This window comes from Desulfuromonas sp. DDH964 (assembly GCF_001611275.1).
In the GTDB taxonomy this organism is placed as follows: Bacteria; Desulfobacterota; Desulfuromonadia; order Desulfuromonadales; family DDH964; genus DDH964.
Map to the genome: position 1 here is coordinate 3,271,150 of NZ_CP015080.1, position 21,109 is coordinate 3,292,258.

A 21,109-nucleotide genomic window follows, 5' to 3' on the forward strand; every position below is an offset into this window, starting at 1 on the left:
GCCGCCTCCCCCTGCCCCCTTCGCGGAGTCCTGATGTATCGCGCCCTTTTCACCATCGTCCTGGCCGGGCTGCTGCTGGTTTCACCGCGTCCCGGCCGGGCCGAATCTGGCCCCGCCCCCCTCGTCAGGGCCCTGCAGGAAACCCTGGCCATCGAGGAGCAGATAGAGGCCGGGGACTGGCTTTTGGCCGAAAAACAGAGCGCCGCTATCGGCCGCCACCTGGAAAGCTACGCGGCGGCTGCCCCGCAATCGGCCGCGACCGGCCTGGCAGAGGCCCGGCAGCGCCTCGCCAAACTGCGTCAAGAACTGGCGCGTCGGCAAACCGCCACCAGCTATCGCGCCTACTTCGGGCTGCGCAAGGACCTGCTTGAACTTCTCACCAGCACCGGCTACCCGACCCCGCCGACCCTGCTGGTCGTCCGCCACGACCTGAAAATCGCGCGCCTGGCGGTGAGCAGGGAGAATTGGCAGGAAGTGAGCCACGAGCTCAACGAACTGGAGTTCAACTACCGCAGCGCCCTGCCGAAACTGGTTGAGCTGGGGCTGAGCCAGCAGCAGACCGCCGACGCCCTGGTCAAGATCGCCCTGGCCAGGGATGCCCTGACCGAAGGAAGAACGCCGCAGTTGCTCTCGTTACTGGATGAATTGGAGTCGTTACTGGCCGATCAGATCGGGAGGGGCGGTGAAGACTGAAAAAACCGGGGCAAGAGGGGATCAGAGCCCGAGGTAGGCTTTGCGGACCTGGTCGTTGTTGAGCAGATTATCGGCCCGGTCCATCAAGGTGATGCGACCGTTCTCCATGACATAGCCGCGGTCGGCGAGCTTGAGGGCCTGCATGGCGTTCTGCTCGACCAGGAAGACCGTGGTTCCGTCGCGGTTGATCTTGGCGATAATTTCGAAAATCTGCTTGATCACCAGCGGCGCCAGGCCCAGCGACGGCTCGTCCAGCAGCAGCAGGCGCGGCCGCGCCATCAGCGCCCGGCTGATCGCCAGCATCTGCTGTTCGCCGCCGGAGAGGGTTCCCCCCGCCTGGTGGCGGCGACGGGCTAGAATCGGGAAGAGGTCGAAGACGTAGGCCAGGTCCTGGCGGACACCCGCCGGGTCCCGGCGCAGGAATGCCCCCATCTCCAGATTCTCCAGTACCGACATATTGGCAAAGATGCGGCGTCCTTCCGGGACCTGGCTGATCCCCAGGGCCACGATCTGGTCGGCAGGCAACCCGCGCAGGGAAGTGCCGCGAAAGACGACCTCGCCACTGCGGGGAGGCGTAATGCCGCAGATCGACATCAGGGTGGTCGACTTGCCGGCGCCGTTGGCGCCGATCAGGGTGACGATCTCTCCCTCGGCGACATCGATGGTGACCTCGCGCAGCGCCTGGATCTGCCCGTAGCAGGTCGAGACCTTTTCCAGCCTAAGCATCCACATCCTCCCCGAGATACGCCTCGATCACCTTCGGGTCGTGACGGACCTGCTGCGGCGTCCCCGCGGCAATCTCCTTGCCGTACTCCATCACGTAGATCCGGTCGGAAATATTCATCACCAGCTTCATGTCGTGCTCGATCAGCAGGATCGCCATCTTCCCCTCGTCGCGGATGCGCACGATCAGGGCATCGAGTTCACGGGTCTCCTGGGGGTTCATGCCGGCAGCCGGTTCGTCGAGGAGGAGCAGAAAAGGATCGGTCGCCATCGCCCGGGCGATCTCCAGGCGGCGCTGGGCGCCGTAGGGAAGGTTGCGGGCAAAATCGTCGGCAAACGGCTTGAGGCCAACCTTTTCCAGCAGCTGGTAGCTCCTCTCCACCGTCTCCCGCTCCTGGCGCCGGGTGGCGGCGCCGCGCAGGATGGCGCCGAGGATGTTGGTCGTCGTGCGGCAATGGCAGCCGATCATGACATTCTCCAGCACCGTCATCGCCGGGAAGAGGCGGATATTCTGGAAGGTGCGGGCCATGCCGATGGTGGTGACCCGGTTCGGCTTCAAGCCGTTGATCTTCTGGGTTCGTCCCCCCGGCGGATGCACCAGGATCGCCCCGGAGGTCGAGGTGTAGATGCCGGTGACACAATTGAAGAAGGTGGTTTTGCCGGCGCCGTTGGGGCCGATCAGGGCGACGATCTCGCCGCGACAAACCTGCAGGTTGACATGGTCGACGGCGCGCAGACCGCCGAAGTCCATGGTCAGCTCCTTTACCTCCAGCAGTGGCGTGGCGCGGTCAGTCATTTCCCCCCTCCCCGGCCGCGGCGGGCCGCTGGTAGCTGCGGCGCTGGTTGCTGATCAGGCCCTGGGGGCGGAAGATCATCATCAGGACCATGACGGCGCCGAAGATCAGCATGCGGTACTCAGAAAAGGCGCGCAGGTACTCGGGGAGCAGGATCAGGACCAGGGCGGCGATGATCACGCCGACAATCGACCCCATGCCGCCAAGGACCACGATCGACAGGACGATTGCCGATTCCATGAAGGTAAAGCTGTTCGGGTTGATGTAGGTGTTGCGGGCGGCGAAGATCACCCCGACCAGACCGGCCCAGAAGGCGCCGAGGGCGTAGGCCGAGAGCTTGGTGCGTGCCATGTCGATCCCCATGGCGACGCAGGCGATCTCATCCTCGCGCAGCGCCATCCAGGCCCGGCCGATGCGCGAATCCTTGAGCCGGTTGGTGACGAAGATGGTGAAAAGGACCATCCCGATCATCAGGTAATAGGTGTAGGTGGTCACCGCGTCGATGCTCATCTCCAGGCCGAAGAGCCCGGGACGGGGGATATTGGCAATCCCCTGGGCGCCGCCGGTCACCGCTTCCCAGTTCTCGATGACGATCTTGGCAATCGAGCCGAAACCGAGGGTGACGATCGCCAGGTAATCTCCGCGCAGGCGCAGGATCGGAAAGCCGAGCAGCACCCCGAAAAAGCAGCCCGCCAGGCCGCCGAGGGGGAGGCAGGCCCAGAAGCCGAGACCGGTCTGCTGGTTGACCAGGGCATAGGTGTAGGCGCCAACGGCAAAAAAGGCGACATAACCGAGGTCGAGCAGGCCGGCCAGGCCGACGGTAATGTTGAGGCCGAGGCCGAGGACGACGAAGATCAGCGCCAGCACCATGATGTTGGCCTGGTAGGTGTCGACCAACCAGGGGAAGGACAGCGCCGCCGCGGCCAGCAGCCCGAGCAGGGGCCGATAGAGCTGCGGATCGGCGAGGAGGCGCCGACCAAGTCCCCGGGTTGTTTCCGCCGCTCCCGAAGCTTCGCTGCGGTCGCCGCCGGCCTGGCGGGAACGGGCCAACTGCCAGGCGAGCGCGAGGAGGAAGGCGCCGATGGCGACCCAGAGCATGTTGAGCCAGCGCCACTCGACGATATCCTTGAGGGTATTGACCCTGACCACCATGAAGGGGAAGGTCAAAAAGACGAACCAGAGGGCGATGCCCAACGATTTTTTGCAGTAACTCAGCATCATTCAACCGTGCGGCTGCACCGCGCTAAGGATCAGACCTTCTGCCTGACCGCCTTGCCCAGAAGCCCGGCCGGTCGCAGGACCAGGATCAGGACGAGGACGCCAAAGGCAAAAACATCCTCGTAGGCGCTCGAGATATAACCGGCGGCAAAGGATTCGGTCAGGCCGAGGACGAGGCCGCCGAGGACCGCGCCGGGGACATTGCCGATGCCGCCGAGAACGGCGGCGGTGAAGGCCTTCACCCCGGCCATGAAGCCGATGTAGAAGTTGATCTGGCCGATATAGGACCCGACCAGCACGCCGCCGATCGCCGCCAGCACCGAGCCGATGACAAAGGTGATGGAGATCACCCGGTCGACATTGACCCCGGCGAGCCGGGCCATCGTCATATCCTGCTGGGTCGCCCGCATCGCCTTGCCGATCCGGGTGTACTTGATCAGCACGGTCAGCCCGATCATGGTGACGGCGGAGACGACGAGGATCAGCAGTTCGGCACTGCCGACGATATGGGCGACCGGCTCCATGAAGGCAAATTCCGGCACCAGTTCGGGAAAGGGGAGGAAATCCGGGGTCTGGGCGAGCAGGACATAATTCTGCAGGAAGAGGGAAGCGCCGATGGCGCTGATCAGCGGTGAAAGGCGCGGCGCGTTGCGCAGGGGACGGTAGGCGATCTTCTCCAGGGTGTAGCCGTAGGCAGCGGCGTAAATCATGGCAATCACGGCAGCCAGCACCAGGATCGAGACCCCGGAAAAGCCGTAGATAGTCAAGACTCCGGAGACGATCAGGGCGACGAAGGCCCCGATCATATAGATTTCGCCGTGGGCGAAATTGATCAGCTGGATGATCCCGTAGACCATGGTGTAGCCCAGCGCAATCAGGGCATAGATACTGCCACGGGTCAGGCCGCTGCAGAAGAGTTCGAGGAAATAGTCCATGGCAGTAAATCACAGGCCCCATAAAGACCTGTGGCAGCTCCTCTTATTTCACTTCCTCGAAAACCCCGTTCTTCACCTGGTAGACCGAGAAGCCGACCCCTTCGGCATCCCCCTTGGCGTCAAACCTGATGCGGCCGACCGCGGTATCGACGTAATTGTTGTGCAGAGCCTTTTCGAGACCGGCGGAATCGGTGCCGCCAGATGCCTGGATGGCGGCCAGAAGCGCCTGCATCGCCGCGTACCCCTGGTCGAAAAAGGTTCCGGGCTCCTTGCCGTAGCGGGCCTGGTACGCCTGGCGCGCCGCCTGGTTCTCGGGGAACCTGCTGACATCCATCGGGCCGGTCGCGTAGACCCCCTCGGCATCCTTGCCGGCAATCTCCAGGAAACCGACGCCCTTGATGCCATCCGGGCCGATGAAGGGGATCTTGACGCGTTTCTTGTTCATCTGGCCGACCAGCTTCGATGCCTCCGGATGGTACCCGCCGAAGATCACCGCATCCGCCCCTTCGCGGCGGATTTTCTGCACCACCGCCGAGTAGTCCATCGCTCCCGGGGTGATTCCTTCATACATCACGATCTTTGCCTTGCCACCAGCCTCGACGAAAGACTTGGCGAAGTCGGCAAAGCCTTTGCCGTAATCCCCCTTGTCGTGGATGATGGCGATCTTTTTGACGCCGAGCTTGTCGGTGGCGAAAGTGGCCGCCAGCTTCCCCTGCTCATCATCCGGCGCGATGGTGCGGAAGAAGTTGGGGTAGTCGCCACTCTCGGTCAGGGGCGGGTTGGTTGCCGAAGGGGAAATCGCGATCACCCCGGCTTCCTTGTAAATCCCGAGCGCCGCCTTGGTGGCCCCGGAGCAGACATGGCCGATGACCACCCGGGCACCGTCGGAGACGAGCTTGGTGGCAACATTGGTCGCGATCTCCGGCTTGCACTGGTCGTCGAGGGGGAGCAGTTCGATCTGCCGGCCGAGAAGCCCCCCCTTGGCATTGACCGCCGCGGCGATCATCTCGGCCGCTTCCCTGGTCGGGATGCCGTAGGGAGCGAGGTCGCCGGTATGGGGCCCGGCAATACCGATCTTGATGGTGTCGGCAGCCGGCACCGGGGCGGGGGAGAACAGGCCGGCGAAGAGGGAGAGGAGAACCAGCAGCAAGGCTCTGGAATAGCGCAGCGATGTCATGGCGACACTCCTTGACGGGTAGGAAATCAGGTTCAATGGGCTCGCACCGCCCTTCATATATAAAGGAAGTGGCCCCTCCGGTCAACCGGGCACGGCCATATTCCACCATTCAACCATTTGGATTTGCTAAGACTTTACTCGATGCTTACGGTATCGCCAGCTCCCGCTGGCGCGGGCTGCCCGAGGGGCCGGGGAGTGGCGAGGACGGCGATGGTCAGCCGCGAAATGCAGACCAGGCGCTCCCGCTCATCGACGATCCGGGTTTCCCAGATCTGGGTCCGCCCGCCGAGGTGCAGCGGGCGGGTGGTGCCAATGACCCAGCCAGCGGTCATGGCACGGACGTGGTTGGCGTTGATCTCCAGACCGACGCAGCTGAAACGGGAATCATCGACGGTGAGGTAGGCGGCAAAACTTCCCAGCGTTTCCGCCAGCGCGACCGAGGCCCCGCCATGCAGCAGGCCAGCGGGCTGCCGGGTGCGATGGTCGACCGGCATGCGCGCCGTCAACGAAGAGGCATCGATGGCGGTGAACTCGATGCCGAGATGGGCGACCATGTTGTTGCCGGCCAGGCGGTTCAGCTCCGCCACCGTGACCTCGCGGAACCAGATCGGCGTTTCCTGCGTCATGACTTCCCTCCCGGCGCTTGCGGTGCCCCCCTGGTGACCAGGGCGGCCGCAGCGACGAGCCCCCAGCCGGCGAGAAAGGCGACGCCGCCCAGCGGGGTGATTGCCCCGAGCCAACGCACGCCGGTCATGGCCAGCAGATAGAGACTCCCGGAAAAGAGTGCGGTCCCGGCCAGCAGCGTCCAGCCGGCCCGGGGGAGCAGGCGGTTACCGGGATGCACCTGGCAGAGCAGGCCGACCAGGATCAGCCCGAGGGCATGGACCAGGTGATAGAGGACAGCGGTCTGGTAAACGGCAAAAAGATCGGGGCTGATCCGGGCCTTGAGGATATGGGCGCCGAAGGCGCCGAGCGCGACCCCCAGCAAGGCACTGAGACTGCCCAGGGGAACAAAGACGGACATGGTGGGCTCCTTGAAAAAAGTTCCGGCTGCGCGGGGAAGCCGCCGCGAAACGCCACCACCGGCGTTGACGGCGGGTGATCTGTTGCTACATTTAATCGCAAACCTCGCAGGGAGGTGCGCAGATGAACTTCTGGCACGACTATAAAAGCCACATCGGCGAAGAGTGTGAAATTCTGACCCCCCGAACCCACTACCGCGGCGTGGTGACCGATTTTCACTTCTTCGGCGAAACCTACGAAGTGGAAATCACCCGCACCCTGCGCGGCAGACTGCACCCGGGAGACCGGGTCCGGGCAACGCCGGAGGCCCTGCAGCAGGTCCCCCACTACTGAGGCTGCGGCTCGGGCAACTTCTCCAGCACCGTCTCAAATTCCCGCCGCGTTTTGCTGCGCCGCAGCTCGCGTACCACCCCGGCCAGCTCCGGTTCGGCAATAAAGGCCAAAACCTCCTTGAGCTTGGCCAGAACCTGGGCCTCCCCGCAAAAGAGCTCGCGGTAGTCCGCCGCCAGATCCCGAAGATAGTCATGCAGCTCAGACCGTCGCTGCGCAGCGGCCGGCGCCCCGGGCGCCGCCTGGCGCAGCCGGGTGAAGAGCTGCGGATCGCCGATGGCGCCACGACCGAGCATCAACCCGGCCGCCCCGGTCGCGGCAAGAATCGTCTGCCCCTGCCTGGCATCGACGATATCGCCGTTGGCGATGACCGGCAGAGGGGTCGCCGCGACCACGGCGGCGGTCAACCGGTGGTCAGCCGCACCGGCGTACTGCTGCACGACGGTGCGCGGGTGGAGGACGAGAAAATCGATGCGCGCCCGCTCCAGCATCGGTAAAAGGTCGAAGATCTGCCGCTGGTCGTCGTATCCGGCGCGCAGCTTGACCGACAGGCTGCAATCGACCGCCGCCCGCAGCGCCGCCAGCAGCTCGGGGAGCAGCTCGGGCCGCCGCAGCATGCCACCGCCGCTCAGCCCCGAGTTCATGCGGCCGTAGGGACAGCCCATGTTGAGATTGAGATGGGTCGCCCCGGCGGAACGGGCAGCCCGGGCGGCAGCCACCAGCCCGTCCCGGTCGTGGCCGACCAGCTGCACCACCAGCGGCACCCCGGCGGGCGGCGGCACGATTTCGCGCAGGTCGGCCGCCGCCAGCTGGCCGCGCGCCCCCCCTTTCACCCGCAAAAACTCGGTAAAGACGACATCCGGCCGGACGTGGGTGCAGAACCAGGCGCGCAGCGCGCGGTTGGTCACCCCCTGCAGCGGCGCCAGCATCAGCGGTTTGGTCCCCGACGCCCAGGGGAGGCGGAGTTCGATCCCACCGGCAGGGGTCATGATTCGCCTCCGCCGGGCAGCGCAAGGACCCGCTCCAGAAGCGCGACCAGCCGCTGCTGTTCGGTAGCGGTACGGACGGCCAAGCGCAGGTAGCGATCATCGAGGGGGGGAAAGTTGGCGCAGGAACGGACCAAAACACCCTGCCGATAGAGCGCGGCAGTGATCTCGCTTCCCGCCGGCGCCGGCGCCGGCAGCCGGGCCAGCAGAAAATTGGCGACACAGGGAAAGACCTTCAGTCCCAGCGCCTCAAGCCCGGCGGCGAGTTCCTGGCGCAACAGCGGGAGTAGGGTGGCGGTCGCCCGGCGGTAGTCGGCCGCAGCGAGGCAGGCCTCCGCCGCCGCCAGTGCCGGGGTGGAGAGGGTCCAGGGTTCGCGCGCCGCTGCCAGCCGGGCCACCCCCTGCTCCGGTCCGGCGAGAAAGCCGGCGCGCAAGCCGGGAATGGCGTAAAACTTGGTCAGCGAACGCAGGACGTAGAGATTATCGTGCGCCGCGACCCGCGACAGCAACGAACGCTCGGGGCAGAAGTCGATGAACGCCTCATCGACCACCAGCAGCGCCTGGCCGCGCAATGCCGTGGCGATTGTTTCGAGGCGTTGCGGGTCGATGCCGGTGCCGTGGGGGTTGCCCGGATTGGCCACCAGCACCAGTTCGGTCTCCGGGCGCAGTGCGGCGAGGAGCCGCTTCGGGTCGAGGGCAAAGCCCTCCTCGGGGTGGAGGTCAAAGCCATCCCAGGGGATGCCAGCGGCCGCCAGGCTGCGGGCGTACTCGCTGAAGGCGGGGCGCACCAGCAGGGCCCGCCGGGGGCGCAACACCCTCGGCAGCAGGTAGATCAGCTCGGTGGAACCAGCCGCCGGGAGGAGCCGGGCCGGAGGCAGTCCATGGTGCGCCGCCAGCGCCTCACGGAGCGCGGCAGCATCGATTTCGGGGTAATGAACCGCCCGGGAGAGGGAGGCCTGCGCAGCGGCAAGGACCGTGGGCGGCATCCCCAGCGGGTTAATGCTCGCGGAAAAGTCGAGGAGCGCCTCCGGCGGGAGTCCAAGCTCCCGGGCCGCCCGGGCAACTCCGCCACCATGGTCCGTTGCGCCCATCTGTTCCGGGGGCAGGGTCAACCCGCCCCCCCCTTGGCAGCCGCCCGGGGGGCGAGACCGATGACGTTCGCCGCCAGCGAACGCGGCTGGAATTCCCTTTCCAGGTCGCCGAGAGCGGCGGCCGGCAGAGTTCGGGGGGCGCCTCCCGCCACCTGCTCCATGGCGACCTTATTTTTGCCGTCGACCACCCAGACCCGGTAGGGCTGGGCACTCCCACCGAGGAGAATATAGGCCTTGAAGGGCGGAGCGACGAGGTCGGTGAGGTAGGCGAGGTCGAAAAAATAGTCCCCCTGGTTGAGGTCTTCGAACTGCTGCGGATAATGACCCGAAAAGGCCTGGTAGCCGTCCAGGACCGCAACCACGCGCTCCAGCAGCTTGGCGACCCCGGCCTGCGCCTGGGCCTGTAAATGGTTCCTCGCAGCGTCAGCTGTGGCCTGTTCGGTCTTTTCCGCAGGCTGTTCCGACTTGCTGCAGCCACCGCCAGCGGTCAGCAAGGTGATGCAAAGCACGGAAAGCAGAATTCGGGTCCGCATGGTTGGGGCGCTCCATTCGAGAGAAAGGTTTTGTTGTCGGACAAGTCTCCGCCAACCGGAATGCAAAATTCTGACCAGGCCGGAATTCAGCCAAAGGCCGGCCAGCCGCAGATCAGCAGCCCCAGCGCCAGCCCGGCAAAGGCGGTCAGGTACATCAGCCGGATGGTGGCACGGAAAGCCGCCACCGTCGGCGGGCGGTCCGGGTCGCCGAGGGTCGGTTTTTCCACCCGCTGGCCAAAGTAGGTTGCCGGGCCGCCCAACTGCAGGCAGAGGGCGCCGGCCACCGCGGCCTCGGGGAAGCCGGCATTGGGGCTGGAAGGTTTGCGCGCATCGCGCAGCAGGATTTTCAGCGCATTCCAGCTGTTGAGCCCGAGGGGGATGGCCGCCAGCACCATCAGCAGCCCGGTCAGTCGCGCCGGCAGCAGGTTGGCCAGATCATCCAGGCGCGCTGCCGCCCAGCCGAGCTCTCGGTAGCGGTCATCGCGGTAGCCGATCATCGAGTCGAGGGTATTGATCCCCTTGTAGAGGAGACCGAGGACCGGACCGCCGAGAAAGAGGTAGAAGAGGGGGGCGATCACGCCGTCCGAGGTATTCTCCGCCACCGTCTCGATGCAGGCGCGCAGAATCCCTTCTTCATCGAGTTCAGCGGTTTCGCGGCCGACGATGAGGGCGAGGCTGCGCCGGGCTTCGACCAGGTTGCCGGCTTCGACCCAGGCGACCACCCGCCGGCTCTCGCGGTGGAGGGAATGCAGGGCGATGGCGGTGTAGGCGAGCCAGAGGGAGAGCGCCAGCCCGAGCCAGGGATGGAGTGCGGTCGCCAGCCAGAGGACGCCCCAGGCCGTCACCCCGGTAAGGGTCAGGGTCAGAACGACCAGCAGGATGCCGGTGACGCGGCGACGATCAAAGAGCCCGACCAGCACCACCTCCAGGCGGTTGATCAGGCCGCCGATCCAGACCACCGGGTGCGGCAGGTGGCTGGGATCGCCGAGCAGGAGATCGAGGCCGAAGGCGGCGGCCACCAGCCAGGCGTTCATGCGCCACCTCCGGCGGCCGGCAACCGGCCGAAGAGCGGCTCCAGCTGCAGATGCGTTTCGAGATGAGCGGCGAGGCGGTCGAGCTCCCGTTCGAGGTCGTGATCCGGAGTTGGCGGCGCGGGTGCCAGCCCCCGCCGCTGCCGCAAACCGGCGAGCAGGGCGGCGCGCAGCTCCGGGTTGTCGAAGAGCCCGTGCAGGTAGCTCCCCCAGACCCGGCCGTCGGCGGAGATAGCCCCTTCCTCAAGGCTGATCGCGCGCCCGGAACGCCGGACGATCTGCAGCAGCGGCTGCGCCAGGGCGCCGCGGCTGGTCGCGCCGACATGAATCTCGTAACCCTGCAGCAAACTCCCCGCCGGAAGATCGCCGAGCCCCCCCGCGGCCGCCACCACGGCTTCGACCTGATGGGTCTGCTTCAGCCCCAGCAGCACTGTTTCCACGTCGAGCAGGCCGAGCCCTTCGGCGGCGCGGGTTTCCGACTCGACCCCTTCCGGGTCGGCGAGGTGCTTCCCGAGCATCTGAAAGCCGCCGCAGATGCCGACGATCCGGCCACCGGCGGCATGGTAGTCATGGATCGCCCGCGCCAGCCCGCTGCGTTGCAGGAACTGGAGATCAGGGATAGTGCTCTTGGTACCGGGGAGGATCAGCAGGTCGAGTCCCGCCACCTCCTCCGGCCGCTCCAGGTAGTGCAGGGCGACCCCCGGTTCCCGCTCCAGGGGATCGAAATCGCTGAAGTTGGAGATACGGGGCAGGCGCACCACGCCGATGCGCAGCTCCGCCGCTGGCGCGGGCCGTCCCTTGCGGGACAATCCGAGCGAATCCTCTTCCGGCAGCTGCAGCGCACACCAGGGGACGACGCCGAGGACCGGCACCCCCGTGCGGTCTTCGACCAGCTCGATGCCGGAGCGCAGCAGCTCGGCGTCGCCGCGAAAGCGGTTGATGATCACCCCGGCCACCCGCGCCCGCTCCTCCGGCCGCAGCAGCTCCAGGGTGCCGAGGATACTGGCGAAGACCCCGCCGCGCTCGATGTCGGCGACCAGCACCACGGCTGCGTCGGCCAGGGCCGCGGCGCGCAGGTTGACGATGTCGTGATCGCGCAGGTTGACCTCGGCGATGCTCCCCGCCCCTTCGAGAACCACCACCTCGTGGCTCGATGCCAGGCGCCGGTACGACTCCGCGACCGCCTGCCAGGCGTGCTCCTTGTAGCGGTGATACTCCCGCACCGTCATGTTGCCGACCGGCCGCCCCTGGACGATGACCTGGGAGCCGGTTTCCGAGTTCGGCTTGAGGAGAACCGGGTTCATGTCGGTGTGGGCCGGGAGGCCGCAGGCGATCGCCTGCAGCGCCTGGGCGCGGCCGATCTCCCCCCCTTCCGCGGTCACCGCCGAATTGAGGGCCATGTTCTGCGCCTTGAAGGGGGCGACCCGGTAGCCGCGCTGGCGCAGCAGGCGGCAGAGGCCGGCGGCGATGACGCTCTTGCCGACATCGGAACCGGTGCCGCCGATAAAGAGCGCCCGCACCTTGCCGGGTTCGGCGTCCTCCCCCCCGACCGGAGCCGCCAGTTTTTTCCCGTAACCGCGCGGCGTCACCATCCGCCCCGCGGCGTCGACGACGGTCTGCGAGTTGCCGACGATCACCAGCGACAGCATGTCGACCTCGGCGGCGGCCAGCCCGGCGAGATCGGTGACCACCACCGACTCCTCTTCCCGGCAGGCATTGCGGACGATCCCGACCGGGGTGACGCCCGGCCGGTGGCGGAGCAGGATCTGTGCGGCCGCCCCCAGCTGGGTGGTGCGGCCGCGGCTCTTGGGATTGTAGAGAGCGACGACGAAGTCGGCGGCGGCGGCCGCCTCCAGGCGCCGGCGGATCAGCGACCAGGGGGTGAGCAGATCGGAGAGGGAAATCACGGCGAAGTCATGCATCAGCGGTGCGCCGAGGCGGGCGGCGGCCGCCTGCACCGCCGAGACCCCGGGGACGATGATCACGGCAACGTCGGGGGCCTGTTGCGGCTGCAGCTCGAGGGCGAGCCCGGCCATGCCGTAAATGCCGGCGTCGCCGGAGGAGACCAGGGCCACCACCTGCCCGGCCGCGGCCAGCCGCAACGCCGCGCGGCAGCGCTCGACCTCCTTCATCATCCCCGAGGAGACGACCTGCTTGCCGACCAGCAGCTCGGGAATCAGTTCGAGGTAGGTCTGGTAGCCGACCACTGCCGCCGACCCCAGGATAGCTTCACGGGCAGCGGGGGTCAGATGGTCGGCGGCGCCGGGGCCAATACCGACGACGTAGAGTTTGCCGGTCATAAAATACTTTCGCAAAATTCGGTTGAAGCGGCTCTCACCCGTTCGCTGCTCTCCCTAGAGATCACAGAGGGGACAGAGAAAATCCATGGGTTTAATCTTTAACGACCTTGGGAGACATCGGCCTTGAATGGTTCAGCATATCCTCTGTGTTCTCCGTGAGCTCAAGCGACGGCAAGGAGCGGGTGAGAGACGATCTTCAGCCTTCGCCGATCTCCGCCACCGCCACGGTGACATTGCCGAGTTTCTGCTTGCGCACCAGCAGACTGCCCCCTTGGGCGGACAGGAGCGCTGCCGGTTCGCAGACGCCGCTGGCGCCGACCGCGGCCAGGGCGTGGGCGGAGGGGGGGCTCGGCACCACGATCCCGTTCAGGGCGGCGGCCGGGTGGAATTGCAGCGGCAGGCGATGCCGCCGAGCGAACTCCAGCAATCCCGGTTCATCGGCCTTGGCGTCGATGCTCGCCAGCTGCCCGATGCTGGCGAAGGCGAGATACGCCCGCTGCAACGCCTGGCGCACCGCCGCCTCGATTTCGTCGGCGTCGGTGCCGCGGTTGCAGCCGATCCCGACCACCAGGTTCCTTGGCCGCAGCGCCAGCAGGTTCGGCTCGCTGGCAAGTTGCGGCAGATGGCGGTTGCTGACCAAAACGGCCCCCGCGGCACCGGGCTGCAACGCCTCGGTAAAGGTAGCGCAAAGCCTGACTGCCGGGACCGCCTCAAAGGCGCCGGCAACCAGACCGAGGCGATCGACGAGGTGGATCGGCCGCCCCTCGAGAAGCAGACTGTTAAGCGTCTTTACATGCCCCAGGGGCTCGATACCATAGCCGAGGCGACGCGCCACATCGTCCCAGGCCGGCAGACCGTTGACATCGGTGGCGGTCGTGATCACGGCTGTGCCGCCGGTCAGCTCCGCCAGCTCCCGGGCGAGGTCATTGGCGCCGCCGAGGTGACCGGAGAGGAGGCTGATGGCGAACTGCCCGGCCTCGTCCAGCACCACCACCGCCGGGTCGACCTCCTTGCCGCGCAGGTGCGTCGCCAGAGTGCGCACCACGATGCCGGTGGCCATGATGCAAACCAGACCGTCGACGACTGCAAAGAGGCGTGGCAGCAGCGCCGTCACCGGTTCGGAGAAATAATTGCAGCCGTCGTCACCGCGCAGCCGCTCCGGCAGCCAGACCTGCTCTGCGCCGGCCTCGCGGCCGATGCGGCGGGCCAGCTCGGCCCCTCTGGCGGTGATGGCGACGATGGCGATATTCATAGACTCTCAGTCGGAATTGCTCGAGGAAACACCCCAAAAAAGCATCTCTCACCCGCTCCTTGCCGTCGCTTGAGCGCACGGAGAACACCGAGGGAAATCAGCCCCAACCTTTTTTCTTGCCTCTAGCCTTATTAGTCTTCTCCGTGTTCACTGTGATCTCCAGTGAGCGCAGCGAACGAGTGCGAGCCGCCCTCAGGATTTTTCCCGAAAGCCATGCGCAAACCCCGGATCATAAAGCTTCGAACGCTCCGGCACCCCCCGGCGCCGCGCGGCGAGGACCTCGCCGACCAGGATCAGCGCCTGGCGGCCGATGCCGGCCGTCGCTACCCTGGCGGCGATATCGGCGAGGGTCCCTTCGACCACCTTTTCGTCCGGCCAGCTGGCGCGGTAGACCACCGCCACCGGAGTGGCGGCGTGAAAGGCGCCGCCGGCCAGCAGCTCGGCGACGACCTGGTCGATCATCCCGACAGAGAGGTAAAGGCACAAGGTACCGCCGTTGGCGGCGAGGCGGCGCAGCGCCTCGCGCTCGGGGACCGGGGTGCGCCCGGCGATGCGGGTCAGGACCAGGGTCTGGGAGACCTCGGGCAGGGTCAGCTCCTGCCCGAGGCTGGCGGCGGCGGCAAAGGCCGCGGTCACCCCCGGAATCACCCGATAATCGATAGCGAGGCGGTCGAGCTGCTCCATCTGCTCCTGGATCGCCCCATAGAGACAGGGGTCGCCGGTGTGCAGGCGGACCACCTGCTTGCCTTCCGCCACGGCCACACGCATCAACTCGACCACATCCTCCAGGGTCAGCGGCGCGCTGTCGTGGGCGACTGCCCCGGGCTTGAGTTCGGCGAGCAGGTCCGGGTTGACGAGGGAGCCGGCGTAGATGACGACATCCGCCGCCTGCAGGGCCTTGAGCCCCTTGACGGTGATCAGCTCGGGGTCGCCGGGGCCGGCGCCGACAAAGAGGACGGGGGGAGCGGTTATTTGCATAAATTAAATAGCTTTCGAATCCCACCGCAAAAGCGCCAGGCGCATTCAAACGTCAATCTTTGGCTCTACGAGCAAATCATTGATGTGAGTTGGGTTCCTTGGCTGATTTTGATTCCAGGCCAATGCACATTTCTATACACGTGTGCATAGAAACTGAAAATCCGTGGTTTGGATTAAGGGCGCGCATAGTAGGCATGACGCTTCACCCCATGTTGCACAATTTTCCCCTCCTCCTTCAACCGTTTGAGAAGATGATAAGCCTGCGGCAAACTGAGCCGGCAAAGCTCAGCGACATCTGCCCGCTTAATGGACCCGTGTTTAGAGATATAACTGAGGACCATCTGTTCGTGCTGGATTGGATCAAATCCCGCCTGGCGGATATAAGCCGCCTTTTGTCCGGATTTTCTGTAGATCTTTGCGCTTAGGGTGTAAGCACGGGCGCGACCACCGCCGTGTGCTTCGACGAGCCCGGCTTCCGCCAGCTTTTCAAGCGCAGAACGAGCTTCCTGCTCGGTTTTCTGGATAGAGGGAGCGAGATCATTCGTCGTTAACCTCCGCTCCTGGCGCAAACGGGAAAGGATGATCAAGCTATCCAAAGGCATCGCACGCCCGGTACGCTCTTCATGTCGCAGTACCAATTCAAGGAAATCATGGTCTGATTCCGCATTACTCATCCGCAAAATAACGGAAGTCGAGTCCGAGCGGGAATAATCCGGCGCTGGGCGGCCATAGCGAAGTAAACCCTCAAAAATACGATCAATACCGCGCCCGGTACGCTCGGCAAGCCCAATTCGTTTGGCGATGTCAGCCAGCAGCGGATTACGTGGGCGCGGCTCAGTAACCAACAGGTTCTGTAATGTGACCCCTTCAACAAAACCACCGGGATTTGAAATGGCCATGCCATCGTCATCGATACGAACATGAACTGCACCCAGTCGAGCATAATCACGATGAACAAGTGCATTTACAAATGCCTCTCGGAAGGCCCGTCGCTCGAAATTAGGGATCGGAACTCGAAACAAGCCGACCTGCACTTCCTTCTCTGTTACCCTAGCCGCAAACAGCCTCTCAATCTCCTCGAAAGACTGAAGCAATGGTTTGCGGAAAAACTCATTGACCCTTACGTCAGTACCTTCCAACACCTGAAAGGCGACTTCGGACGAAGGAATATGCCGCCGCAGTTGCTCCTCACGGCCAAGGAACAAAAGCCCCGCCAGGGTTGGACGTCGGATACCCTCAACAGTCGCAGCCAAACCCAAGGCCCCGTCTAGCTCTTCGTCTGCCAAGGGGATGAGCGTCGAGTCTCCACCGTAGCGCCGAATAGCCTCGCGAATGCGCTGACGCTCCAAAGGGTTCAAATCCTCGGCTGTAAGATCAAATAACGGTAACGCCGACGGATCGGTAAGTCCCAAATCCGATTGGCGTTGAGTAAATTCATGTGGATAGAAGGGAACTGCCTCCGGCAATCCGTCTGGTTTAAGCCGCCGCCGTTGGAGAAGGCCCTCCGATGTTGCAACCAACTGTCTGGACTTCGGAACTTGGATATGGGCGATGCTCTGGCGCCCGACAGAACAGATTTGCACACAGACGGAAAGCGACGGGCTTGTTCGGTTGGCGATCAGTGCCGCCAATCCTGTTGTAACCTGATGGTTCCGATGCAATCCTGAAACGGTCCCGTCGTCCTCCACCCCCAGCAGCAATTCCCCACCCTCGGTATTGGCCAACGCCACAACTGCAGCAATAAGATCACGATCGGAAAGGCATTTCAGATCGCTTTTGAATTCGACCTGCAGAGTCTCTCCACCGGCAATGAGGTCCTTCAGACGGCGGCTATCCATTCCCATATCCGTATGTCCAACTCACAACGTACTCAATGAACTTCCTTGGCGCCAACTACATGAGCGAAATCGACGCCCAACTCGTCAAAATGGGCCTTGCCACAGCGGATCTTCGCCCACTCAGCGCTCCGTAGTTTCAACTCATCCTTCGTGCCTTTGGTTTCGCGCACGAGATAAACTTTTTCGTCATTCTCTTTGACGATGGCCCAGTCCGGATTATAGGTTCCCACCGGGGTCGTCACCTTGAACCAGGCCGGAAGCTTGATGAACAGCTTGATATCCTCGCGCGAGCTCATCGCTTCGGCGAACTGCCGTTCAATTTCCGACTCGCAGAGCACTGCATCGTAAATCGAGTTATCGACCTCGATCATATCGGTCAGGTAGCCGGCGATTTCCTGCTCTTCAAAGAGCAACATCTCGTATTCCTGACCATTGATCCGCTCATACTTGATCCCGTCAATCATCAGCTCGTGCAGTTCGGTCTGAATCGCGGCCAGCGCCTGGTCGAGAAATTGCTGAGGATTGGTATGCACTTCACCCAGCCGGCCGGATTGAATCAGAATCTGAACCAAAGTCGAGCGGGTCAACTCTGTCTTCCCCTGCAAATAGCCGATCAGGTCGGGTACTTTCACCGCGCCGAAGTCGGTATCATGCTCCCGCACGACCAGCAACCTGGGGTCCACGCCCTTCTTGCAATCGAAGTCCATTCCCGCTTTTTGCACCTTGATTCTCGGCGCGACAATCGGTTCCAGCCTCTGCAAGCGTTTCGCAGCGTTTTCGATCAATTCCGAAGTCTGATAATCAACGGCGTAGCGCGTCCGGTGTTTGATCCGCTGCCAAAGTGCTTTGAAGTCCTCATTCAACCGCCAGCCAGGTTTAAGGGTGGCCGTCCGTCGTTTCTTCTTATTGGCAATCCGCCCCTCGAAGTTGACGCCGCACTCCTCTTCGATCTCGGTTTGCAGCTGGCGGGCGAATTCGTCGTAACTTTCGTTGGCAATCACCGTCAGGCGATTGATGTTCGGATCAAAGCAGCGCTCGCCCGTCTCCAGCACCGGCAGCCGCATCCCCCGCCCGATCTCCTGGCGCTTTTTGATCTCCGATTTCGTCTCGTTGAGGGTGCAGATCTGAAACACGTTCGGATTGTCCCACCCCTCGCGCAGCGCCGAGTGACTGAAGATGAAACGCAACGGCTCATCCAACGACAGCAGTCGTTCCTTATCGCGCATGATCAGTTCATACGCCTCGTCATCTGCAGCCGTGTTGCCCCGGGTATCCTTCGGAATATTCTTGTAAACCGAAAAATATCCGTTATGCACCCGCTCCACTGGCAGCGGGTTTAACTCTGCATATTTGGGCAGAGCAGCTATTTCTTTGTACGCCTCAACAAACCAGTAACGGATTTTCCCATCGTCAGGCCAATAGTTCGCTACCCGGTCGATGAAAAAGAGGGAAAGGACCTTTAGTCGGCCACCCTCGGGCATGGTTTTATGAATCCGTAGTTCTTTGTCAAAATGCTCCCGGATCGTCTCGCGAATCTGCACCCGCATGACATCATCCATGCGTCCGCCGTGGGTTTGGCCAACGTAAAGCTGCAGGCCGTTGGTAAAACTCACATACCCTTCCCCAGCGTTAATCTCATCAATGATGTACTCGCGATAGCTCTCCCGCCCGTTGGATTTGTCATGCAGATCGACCCCGCTGCTGCTGAATGTCACCTGCTTCCGTTTCGGGGCGCCCTTGTCGTTAACATCCATCTCCAGCTTGGCGGTTATTTTCGAACTGGTTGCACTGATGGACTTGACATGGATATACGGCTGGTTGAAATCGGCATCATCGAGCACCGAATCGACCTCGATCCGTTTCACCAGCTTCAAGTCATAAGCCCGCACCGGATCGAGCCGGTAAAGCAGATTGTAGAGGTTCCGGTGGGTTGCCGAATAACGCAGGGTGCAGAGAGGGTTGAGGGTAGCAATCGCGGCCTTGGCCTGATTGCTCTCCATGTTTTGAGGCTCATCCATGATGACGATGGGCCGGGCCGCCTGGATGAATTCGACCGGTCGATAGCCGCTGAGCCGGTCGTTTTCCTTGTGAATGACGTTGTTCGCCTGCTTGTTGAAGGCATCGATATTGATGACCAGCACCTGCAACGAATTTGACTGGGCAAACTGGCGCAGCTTCGAGACCTGCCGGGAATCATAAACCCAGCTATCAAACGGGACGTTGTCGAAAAGAGAGGAGAAATGCTCCTTCATCAGCCGCAGGCTGGCCAGCACCCCCTCGCGAATGGCCACACTCGGCACGACGATAATGAATTTTTTAAACCCGTAGCGCTGATGCAGTTCAAAAATCGAACGAAGATAAACATAGGTCTTGCCGGTGCCGGTCTCCATCTCGACCGAGAAATGCAGGCCATCCAATTCACTGCTTTCAGGAATCCCATTCCTCTTTTGAACGATCCGCAGATTCTCCAGCAACTGTTCTCCAGCCAGCACAAAGGCGTTGCCGATCCCCTTGTCGGTAAACAGTTCGCCTTCGCTCGCCAAATTGAATTCGAAATCCCCGTTTGCCAAGGGGTGACCGTCGAAGAGATCGACCACTGCATTGATGGCGTCGAGTTGGTAGGGCTGGTTGCTATCGAATTTAATTTTCATAGGATTCTAATTAGTTGGCCATTAATTCAATGACATTTGGACGTTTTTCATCGAACCATGCCCTCACTGCCGCAACATAAGCGTTCCAGCCATCGGCCTTTGCTGCGACGTTGACGATCCTTGTCAACCCAACCGGTCTGGAGCTACCAAGGGCCTCGATAATCTTGTCAACATATTCATGATCGTTTGCAACGACGTTAATCGCTTGAGATGCAGTGATAACGTCGTCAATTTCGGCCTCACCGGTAATTGCCACGGTGCGGATTAGAGCATGCAACCGCTTTTCAGGGGGTTCTACCGTAGGTGGGGCAAATTGCCGGACATATGTCGGTGCTTGGGCTCGCCGGGCCTGATCTGTGGGATGATCCCCGGTTAATACTCTATTAATTCGCCCTACTTTTTCTTCATCAGTTATGTACCTGTCGCCATCAATCACAAAAATTGAATTGGAAAGGTCCCTACCATTCAGCATTAATGCGGCAATTAAAGTAAAGCCATTATCGGCTGCGCCGAATTTTGAAATTTCTGTGTATTTTCTGACTCCTGATTCTGTTGCCACCTTTTCAATTATTGCAGTTGATACGTCATCTTCACAGGCAACCGAGAGGGTCCGATGAGGCTCACCGGTCAATCGTGAAATGGCATCAGGCTTCGTCTCAATGAAACAAAAAGTCTTATGAGGTGGCATATTTGTCTGGTACAGATGCCTGACAGAAATAAATTTTTCAAACTCAAGGATGCTTTCGCGGTGGGTCGTGAAAACAATTTGTAGTTTTTTGTCTACCGCATATTCATGGAGAATTTTTAAAAACTTCTTTAAAGCATCACCATGCAATAAAAGGTCAATTTCGTCGATCAGTATCAAGGCATAATTTCTTGCTTTAATGACCGTCTTTAAAATTTCAAAGACTCTTTGTTCGCCGGCCCCCATTGCCAAAGCAGAAAAGTTAACCCCTCTGAATTCAACACCGATCAATTTCCTCCGCGACGGCATATCATTTGAGTGATATTTGGTGTATTGGCGGTTGAAAATAATCCCAACCTTCTCCTTAAGCTCGATAGACTTCTCATCGATCAGATCATGGGTCGTGTAATTAACCTTGCGTCGGGTCCCCTGTATTTCGACTTTCGGGACAGCGGAATGCACTCCGATAAAAAAAGTCTCACGTGCCGGCTTATATTTTTGGATGGGCAACCATTGCCCTGTCATTTTAGTACCCTGAGTGGCAATCGTATGAGTTGCGGGACCCAAGCGAAAACTATGTGACACTGTAAACTCGGTCCCCGACCAAACACCATGTGGAGTATTGGGGAAAAAGTCCGTAAAACGACAGTCCCCCTCTTCGCCGAATGAGGATGGCTTGAAAGTGGCAGCCAATGCATGCAATACCGTGGATTTACCGGACCCATTTGGCCCCATTATGGCCGTCAGTGGGCGCTCTTCATCAAAAGTGATGGTCACATTTTCAAGATTCTTGAGCCTTGTTATGCGTAGAGCCTTTAGCCGCTGCTGACTCACCGGGTAATGTGTTCTTGCAACCACCCTTGCCCCCTCC

General features: G+C 62.2%; 19 protein-coding genes. 2 read left to right on the forward strand and 17 right to left on the reverse strand.

Annotation, left to right across the window (positions count from 1 at the left end):
• Window positions 1–33 precede the first annotated feature (33 nt).
• Window positions 34–693 carry a hypothetical protein gene (locus tag DBW_RS14955; protein ID WP_066728478.1) on the forward strand — a complete coding sequence of 220 codons (660 nt, stop codon included), beginning with the start codon at window positions 34–36 and terminating at the stop codon, window positions 691–693.
• A 21-nt stretch (window positions 694–714) separates the two neighbouring features.
• On the opposite strand, the gene DBW_RS14960 is transcribed toward DBW_RS14955, so the two are convergent.
• The 7 genes from DBW_RS14960 to DBW_RS14990 all read right to left on the reverse strand — a co-directional run bounded on the left by DBW_RS14960 (window position 715) and on the right by DBW_RS14990 (window position 6,564).
• Complete coding sequence (locus tag DBW_RS14960; protein ID WP_066728480.1) at window positions 715–1,419, reverse strand: ABC transporter ATP-binding protein; 705 nt, start codon at window positions 1,417–1,419, stop codon at window positions 715–717.
• Window positions 1,412–2,212, reverse strand: coding sequence for an ABC transporter ATP-binding protein (locus DBW_RS14965; RefSeq protein WP_066728482.1), 801 nt, complete (start codon window positions 2,210–2,212; stop codon window positions 1,412–1,414). Before DBW_RS14965 ends, DBW_RS14960 begins: the two co-directional genes overlap by 8 nt.
• Complete coding sequence (locus DBW_RS14970) at window positions 2,205–3,428, reverse strand: ABC transporter permease subunit (protein WP_157471964.1); 1,224 nt, start codon at window positions 3,426–3,428, stop codon at window positions 2,205–2,207. The genes DBW_RS14965 and DBW_RS14970 overlap by 8 nt, the downstream gene beginning before the upstream one ends.
• A gap of 32 nt (window positions 3,429–3,460) precedes the next feature.
• Window positions 3,461–4,363, reverse strand: coding sequence for a branched-chain amino acid ABC transporter permease (locus DBW_RS14975; protein WP_066728486.1), 903 nt, complete (start codon window positions 4,361–4,363; stop codon window positions 3,461–3,463).
• 43 nt (window positions 4,364–4,406) lie between these two features.
• Window positions 4,407–5,540: a branched-chain amino acid ABC transporter substrate-binding protein gene (locus DBW_RS14980; RefSeq protein ID WP_066728488.1), complete on the reverse strand. Its 1,134-nt coding sequence runs from the start codon at window positions 5,538–5,540 to the stop codon at window positions 4,407–4,409.
• Between the two features lie 134 nt (window positions 5,541–5,674).
• Window positions 5,675–6,166, reverse strand: a complete 492-nt coding sequence (locus DBW_RS14985; protein ID WP_066728491.1) for a hotdog fold thioesterase — start codon at window positions 6,164–6,166, stop codon at window positions 5,675–5,677.
• Entirely contained in the window at window positions 6,163–6,564 is a 402-nt protein-coding gene (locus DBW_RS14990) for a DUF423 domain-containing protein (protein ID WP_066728493.1), read from the reverse strand. Before DBW_RS14990 ends, DBW_RS14985 begins: the two co-directional genes overlap by 4 nt.
• Before the next feature lie 122 nt (window positions 6,565–6,686).
• Here DBW_RS14990 and DBW_RS14995 point away from each other — a divergent pair, with 122 nt between their 5' ends.
• Window positions 6,687–6,896 carry a hypothetical protein gene (locus DBW_RS14995; RefSeq protein WP_066728495.1) on the forward strand — a complete coding sequence of 70 codons (210 nt, stop codon included), beginning with the start codon at window positions 6,687–6,689 and terminating at the stop codon, window positions 6,894–6,896.
• On the opposite strand, the gene DBW_RS15000 is transcribed toward DBW_RS14995, so the two are convergent.
• From DBW_RS15000 to DBW_RS15045, 10 genes are all read right to left on the reverse strand, one after another.
• The gene (locus tag DBW_RS15000) at window positions 6,890–7,882 is read right to left on the reverse strand and encodes a tRNA dihydrouridine synthase (RefSeq protein WP_066728497.1); all 993 of its coding nucleotides are present in this window, start codon (window positions 7,880–7,882) and stop codon (window positions 6,890–6,892) included. The two genes, DBW_RS14995 and DBW_RS15000, sit on opposite strands and share 7 nt — an antisense overlap.
• Entirely contained in the window at window positions 7,879–8,991 is a 1,113-nt protein-coding gene (cobD, locus tag DBW_RS15005) for a threonine-phosphate decarboxylase CobD (protein ID WP_066728499.1), read from the reverse strand. The genes DBW_RS15000 and cobD overlap by 4 nt, the downstream gene beginning before the upstream one ends.
• On the reverse strand, window positions 8,988–9,503 hold the full coding sequence (locus DBW_RS15010) for a hypothetical protein (RefSeq protein WP_066728501.1): 516 nt from the start codon (window positions 9,501–9,503) through the stop codon (window positions 8,988–8,990). The genes cobD and DBW_RS15010 overlap by 4 nt, the downstream gene beginning before the upstream one ends.
• A gap of 86 nt (window positions 9,504–9,589) precedes the next feature.
• On the reverse strand, window positions 9,590–10,537 hold the full coding sequence (gene cbiB / locus DBW_RS15015) for an adenosylcobinamide-phosphate synthase CbiB (protein ID WP_066728503.1): 948 nt from the start codon (window positions 10,535–10,537) through the stop codon (window positions 9,590–9,592).
• On the reverse strand, window positions 10,534–12,834 hold the full coding sequence (locus DBW_RS15020; RefSeq protein ID WP_066728505.1) for a cobyric acid synthase: 2,301 nt from the start codon (window positions 12,832–12,834) through the stop codon (window positions 10,534–10,536). Before DBW_RS15020 ends, cbiB begins: the two co-directional genes overlap by 4 nt.
• A gap of 196 nt (window positions 12,835–13,030) precedes the next feature.
• Entirely contained in the window at window positions 13,031–14,086 is a 1,056-nt protein-coding gene (locus DBW_RS15025; RefSeq protein WP_066728507.1) for a cobalt-precorrin 5A hydrolase, read from the reverse strand.
• Between the two features lie 192 nt (window positions 14,087–14,278).
• Complete coding sequence (cobM, locus tag DBW_RS15030) at window positions 14,279–15,064, reverse strand: precorrin-4 C(11)-methyltransferase (protein WP_066728509.1); 786 nt, start codon at window positions 15,062–15,064, stop codon at window positions 14,279–14,281.
• A 173-nt stretch (window positions 15,065–15,237) separates the two neighbouring features.
• A complete protein-coding gene (locus DBW_RS15035) occupies window positions 15,238–16,908 on the reverse strand; it encodes a DNA glycosylase AlkZ-like family protein (RefSeq protein WP_066728511.1) in 1,671 nt (556 codons plus the stop codon).
• 26 nt (window positions 16,909–16,934) lie between these two features.
• Window positions 16,935–19,553 carry a restriction endonuclease gene (locus DBW_RS15040; protein ID WP_066728513.1) on the reverse strand — a complete coding sequence of 873 codons (2,619 nt, stop codon included), beginning with the start codon at window positions 19,551–19,553 and terminating at the stop codon, window positions 16,935–16,937.
• 10 nt (window positions 19,554–19,563) lie between these two features.
• Entirely contained in the window at window positions 19,564–21,096 is a 1,533-nt protein-coding gene (locus DBW_RS15045; RefSeq protein WP_082820387.1) for an ATP-dependent nuclease, read from the reverse strand.
• Window positions 21,097–21,109: the final 13 nt, after the last annotated feature.

Bases quoted from the DNA above. Each gene is read 5' to 3' on its own strand.
- DBW_RS14960 (WP_066728480.1), bottom strand. From the start codon at position 1,419: ATGCTTAGGCTGGAAAAGGTCTCGACCTGCTACGGGCAGATCCAGGCG.
- DBW_RS14980 (WP_066728488.1), bottom strand. From the start codon at position 5,540: ATGACATCGCTGCGCTATTCCAGAGCCTTGCTGCTGGTTCTCCTCTCC.
- DBW_RS14970 (WP_157471964.1), bottom strand. From the start codon at position 3,428: ATGCTGAGTTACTGCAAAAAATCGTTGGGCATCGCCCTCTGGTTCGTC.
- DBW_RS15000 (WP_066728497.1), bottom strand. From the start codon at position 7,882: ATGACCCCTGCCGGTGGGATCGAACTCCGCCTCCCCTGGGCGTCGGGG.
- DBW_RS15010 (WP_066728501.1), bottom strand. From the start codon at position 9,503: ATGCGGACCCGAATTCTGCTTTCCGTGCTTTGCATCACCTTGCTGACC.
- DBW_RS15025 (WP_066728507.1), bottom strand. From the start codon at position 14,086: ATGAATATCGCCATCGTCGCCATCACCGCCAGAGGGGCCGAGCTGGCC.
- DBW_RS14955 (WP_066728478.1), top strand. From the start codon at position 34: ATGTATCGCGCCCTTTTCACCATCGTCCTGGCCGGGCTGCTGCTGGTT.
- DBW_RS15035 (WP_066728511.1), bottom strand. From the start codon at position 16,908: ATGGGAATGGATAGCCGCCGTCTGAAGGACCTCATTGCCGGTGGAGAG.
- DBW_RS14965 (WP_066728482.1), bottom strand. From the start codon at position 2,212: ATGACTGACCGCGCCACGCCACTGCTGGAGGTAAAGGAGCTGACCATG.
- DBW_RS14975 (WP_066728486.1), bottom strand. From the start codon at position 4,363: ATGGACTATTTCCTCGAACTCTTCTGCAGCGGCCTGACCCGTGGCAGT.
- cbiB (WP_066728503.1), bottom strand. From the start codon at position 10,537: ATGAACGCCTGGCTGGTGGCCGCCGCCTTCGGCCTCGATCTCCTGCTC.
- DBW_RS14995 (WP_066728495.1), top strand. From the start codon at position 6,687: ATGAACTTCTGGCACGACTATAAAAGCCACATCGGCGAAGAGTGTGAA.
- DBW_RS14990 (WP_066728493.1), bottom strand. From the start codon at position 6,564: ATGTCCGTCTTTGTTCCCCTGGGCAGTCTCAGTGCCTTGCTGGGGGTC.
- DBW_RS15040 (WP_066728513.1), bottom strand. From the start codon at position 19,553: ATGAAAATTAAATTCGATAGCAACCAGCCCTACCAACTCGACGCCATC.
- cobM (WP_066728509.1), bottom strand. From the start codon at position 15,064: ATGCAAATAACCGCTCCCCCCGTCCTCTTTGTCGGCGCCGGCCCCGGC.
- DBW_RS14985 (WP_066728491.1), bottom strand. From the start codon at position 6,166: ATGACGCAGGAAACGCCGATCTGGTTCCGCGAGGTCACGGTGGCGGAG.
- DBW_RS15020 (WP_066728505.1), bottom strand. From the start codon at position 12,834: ATGACCGGCAAACTCTACGTCGTCGGTATTGGCCCCGGCGCCGCCGAC.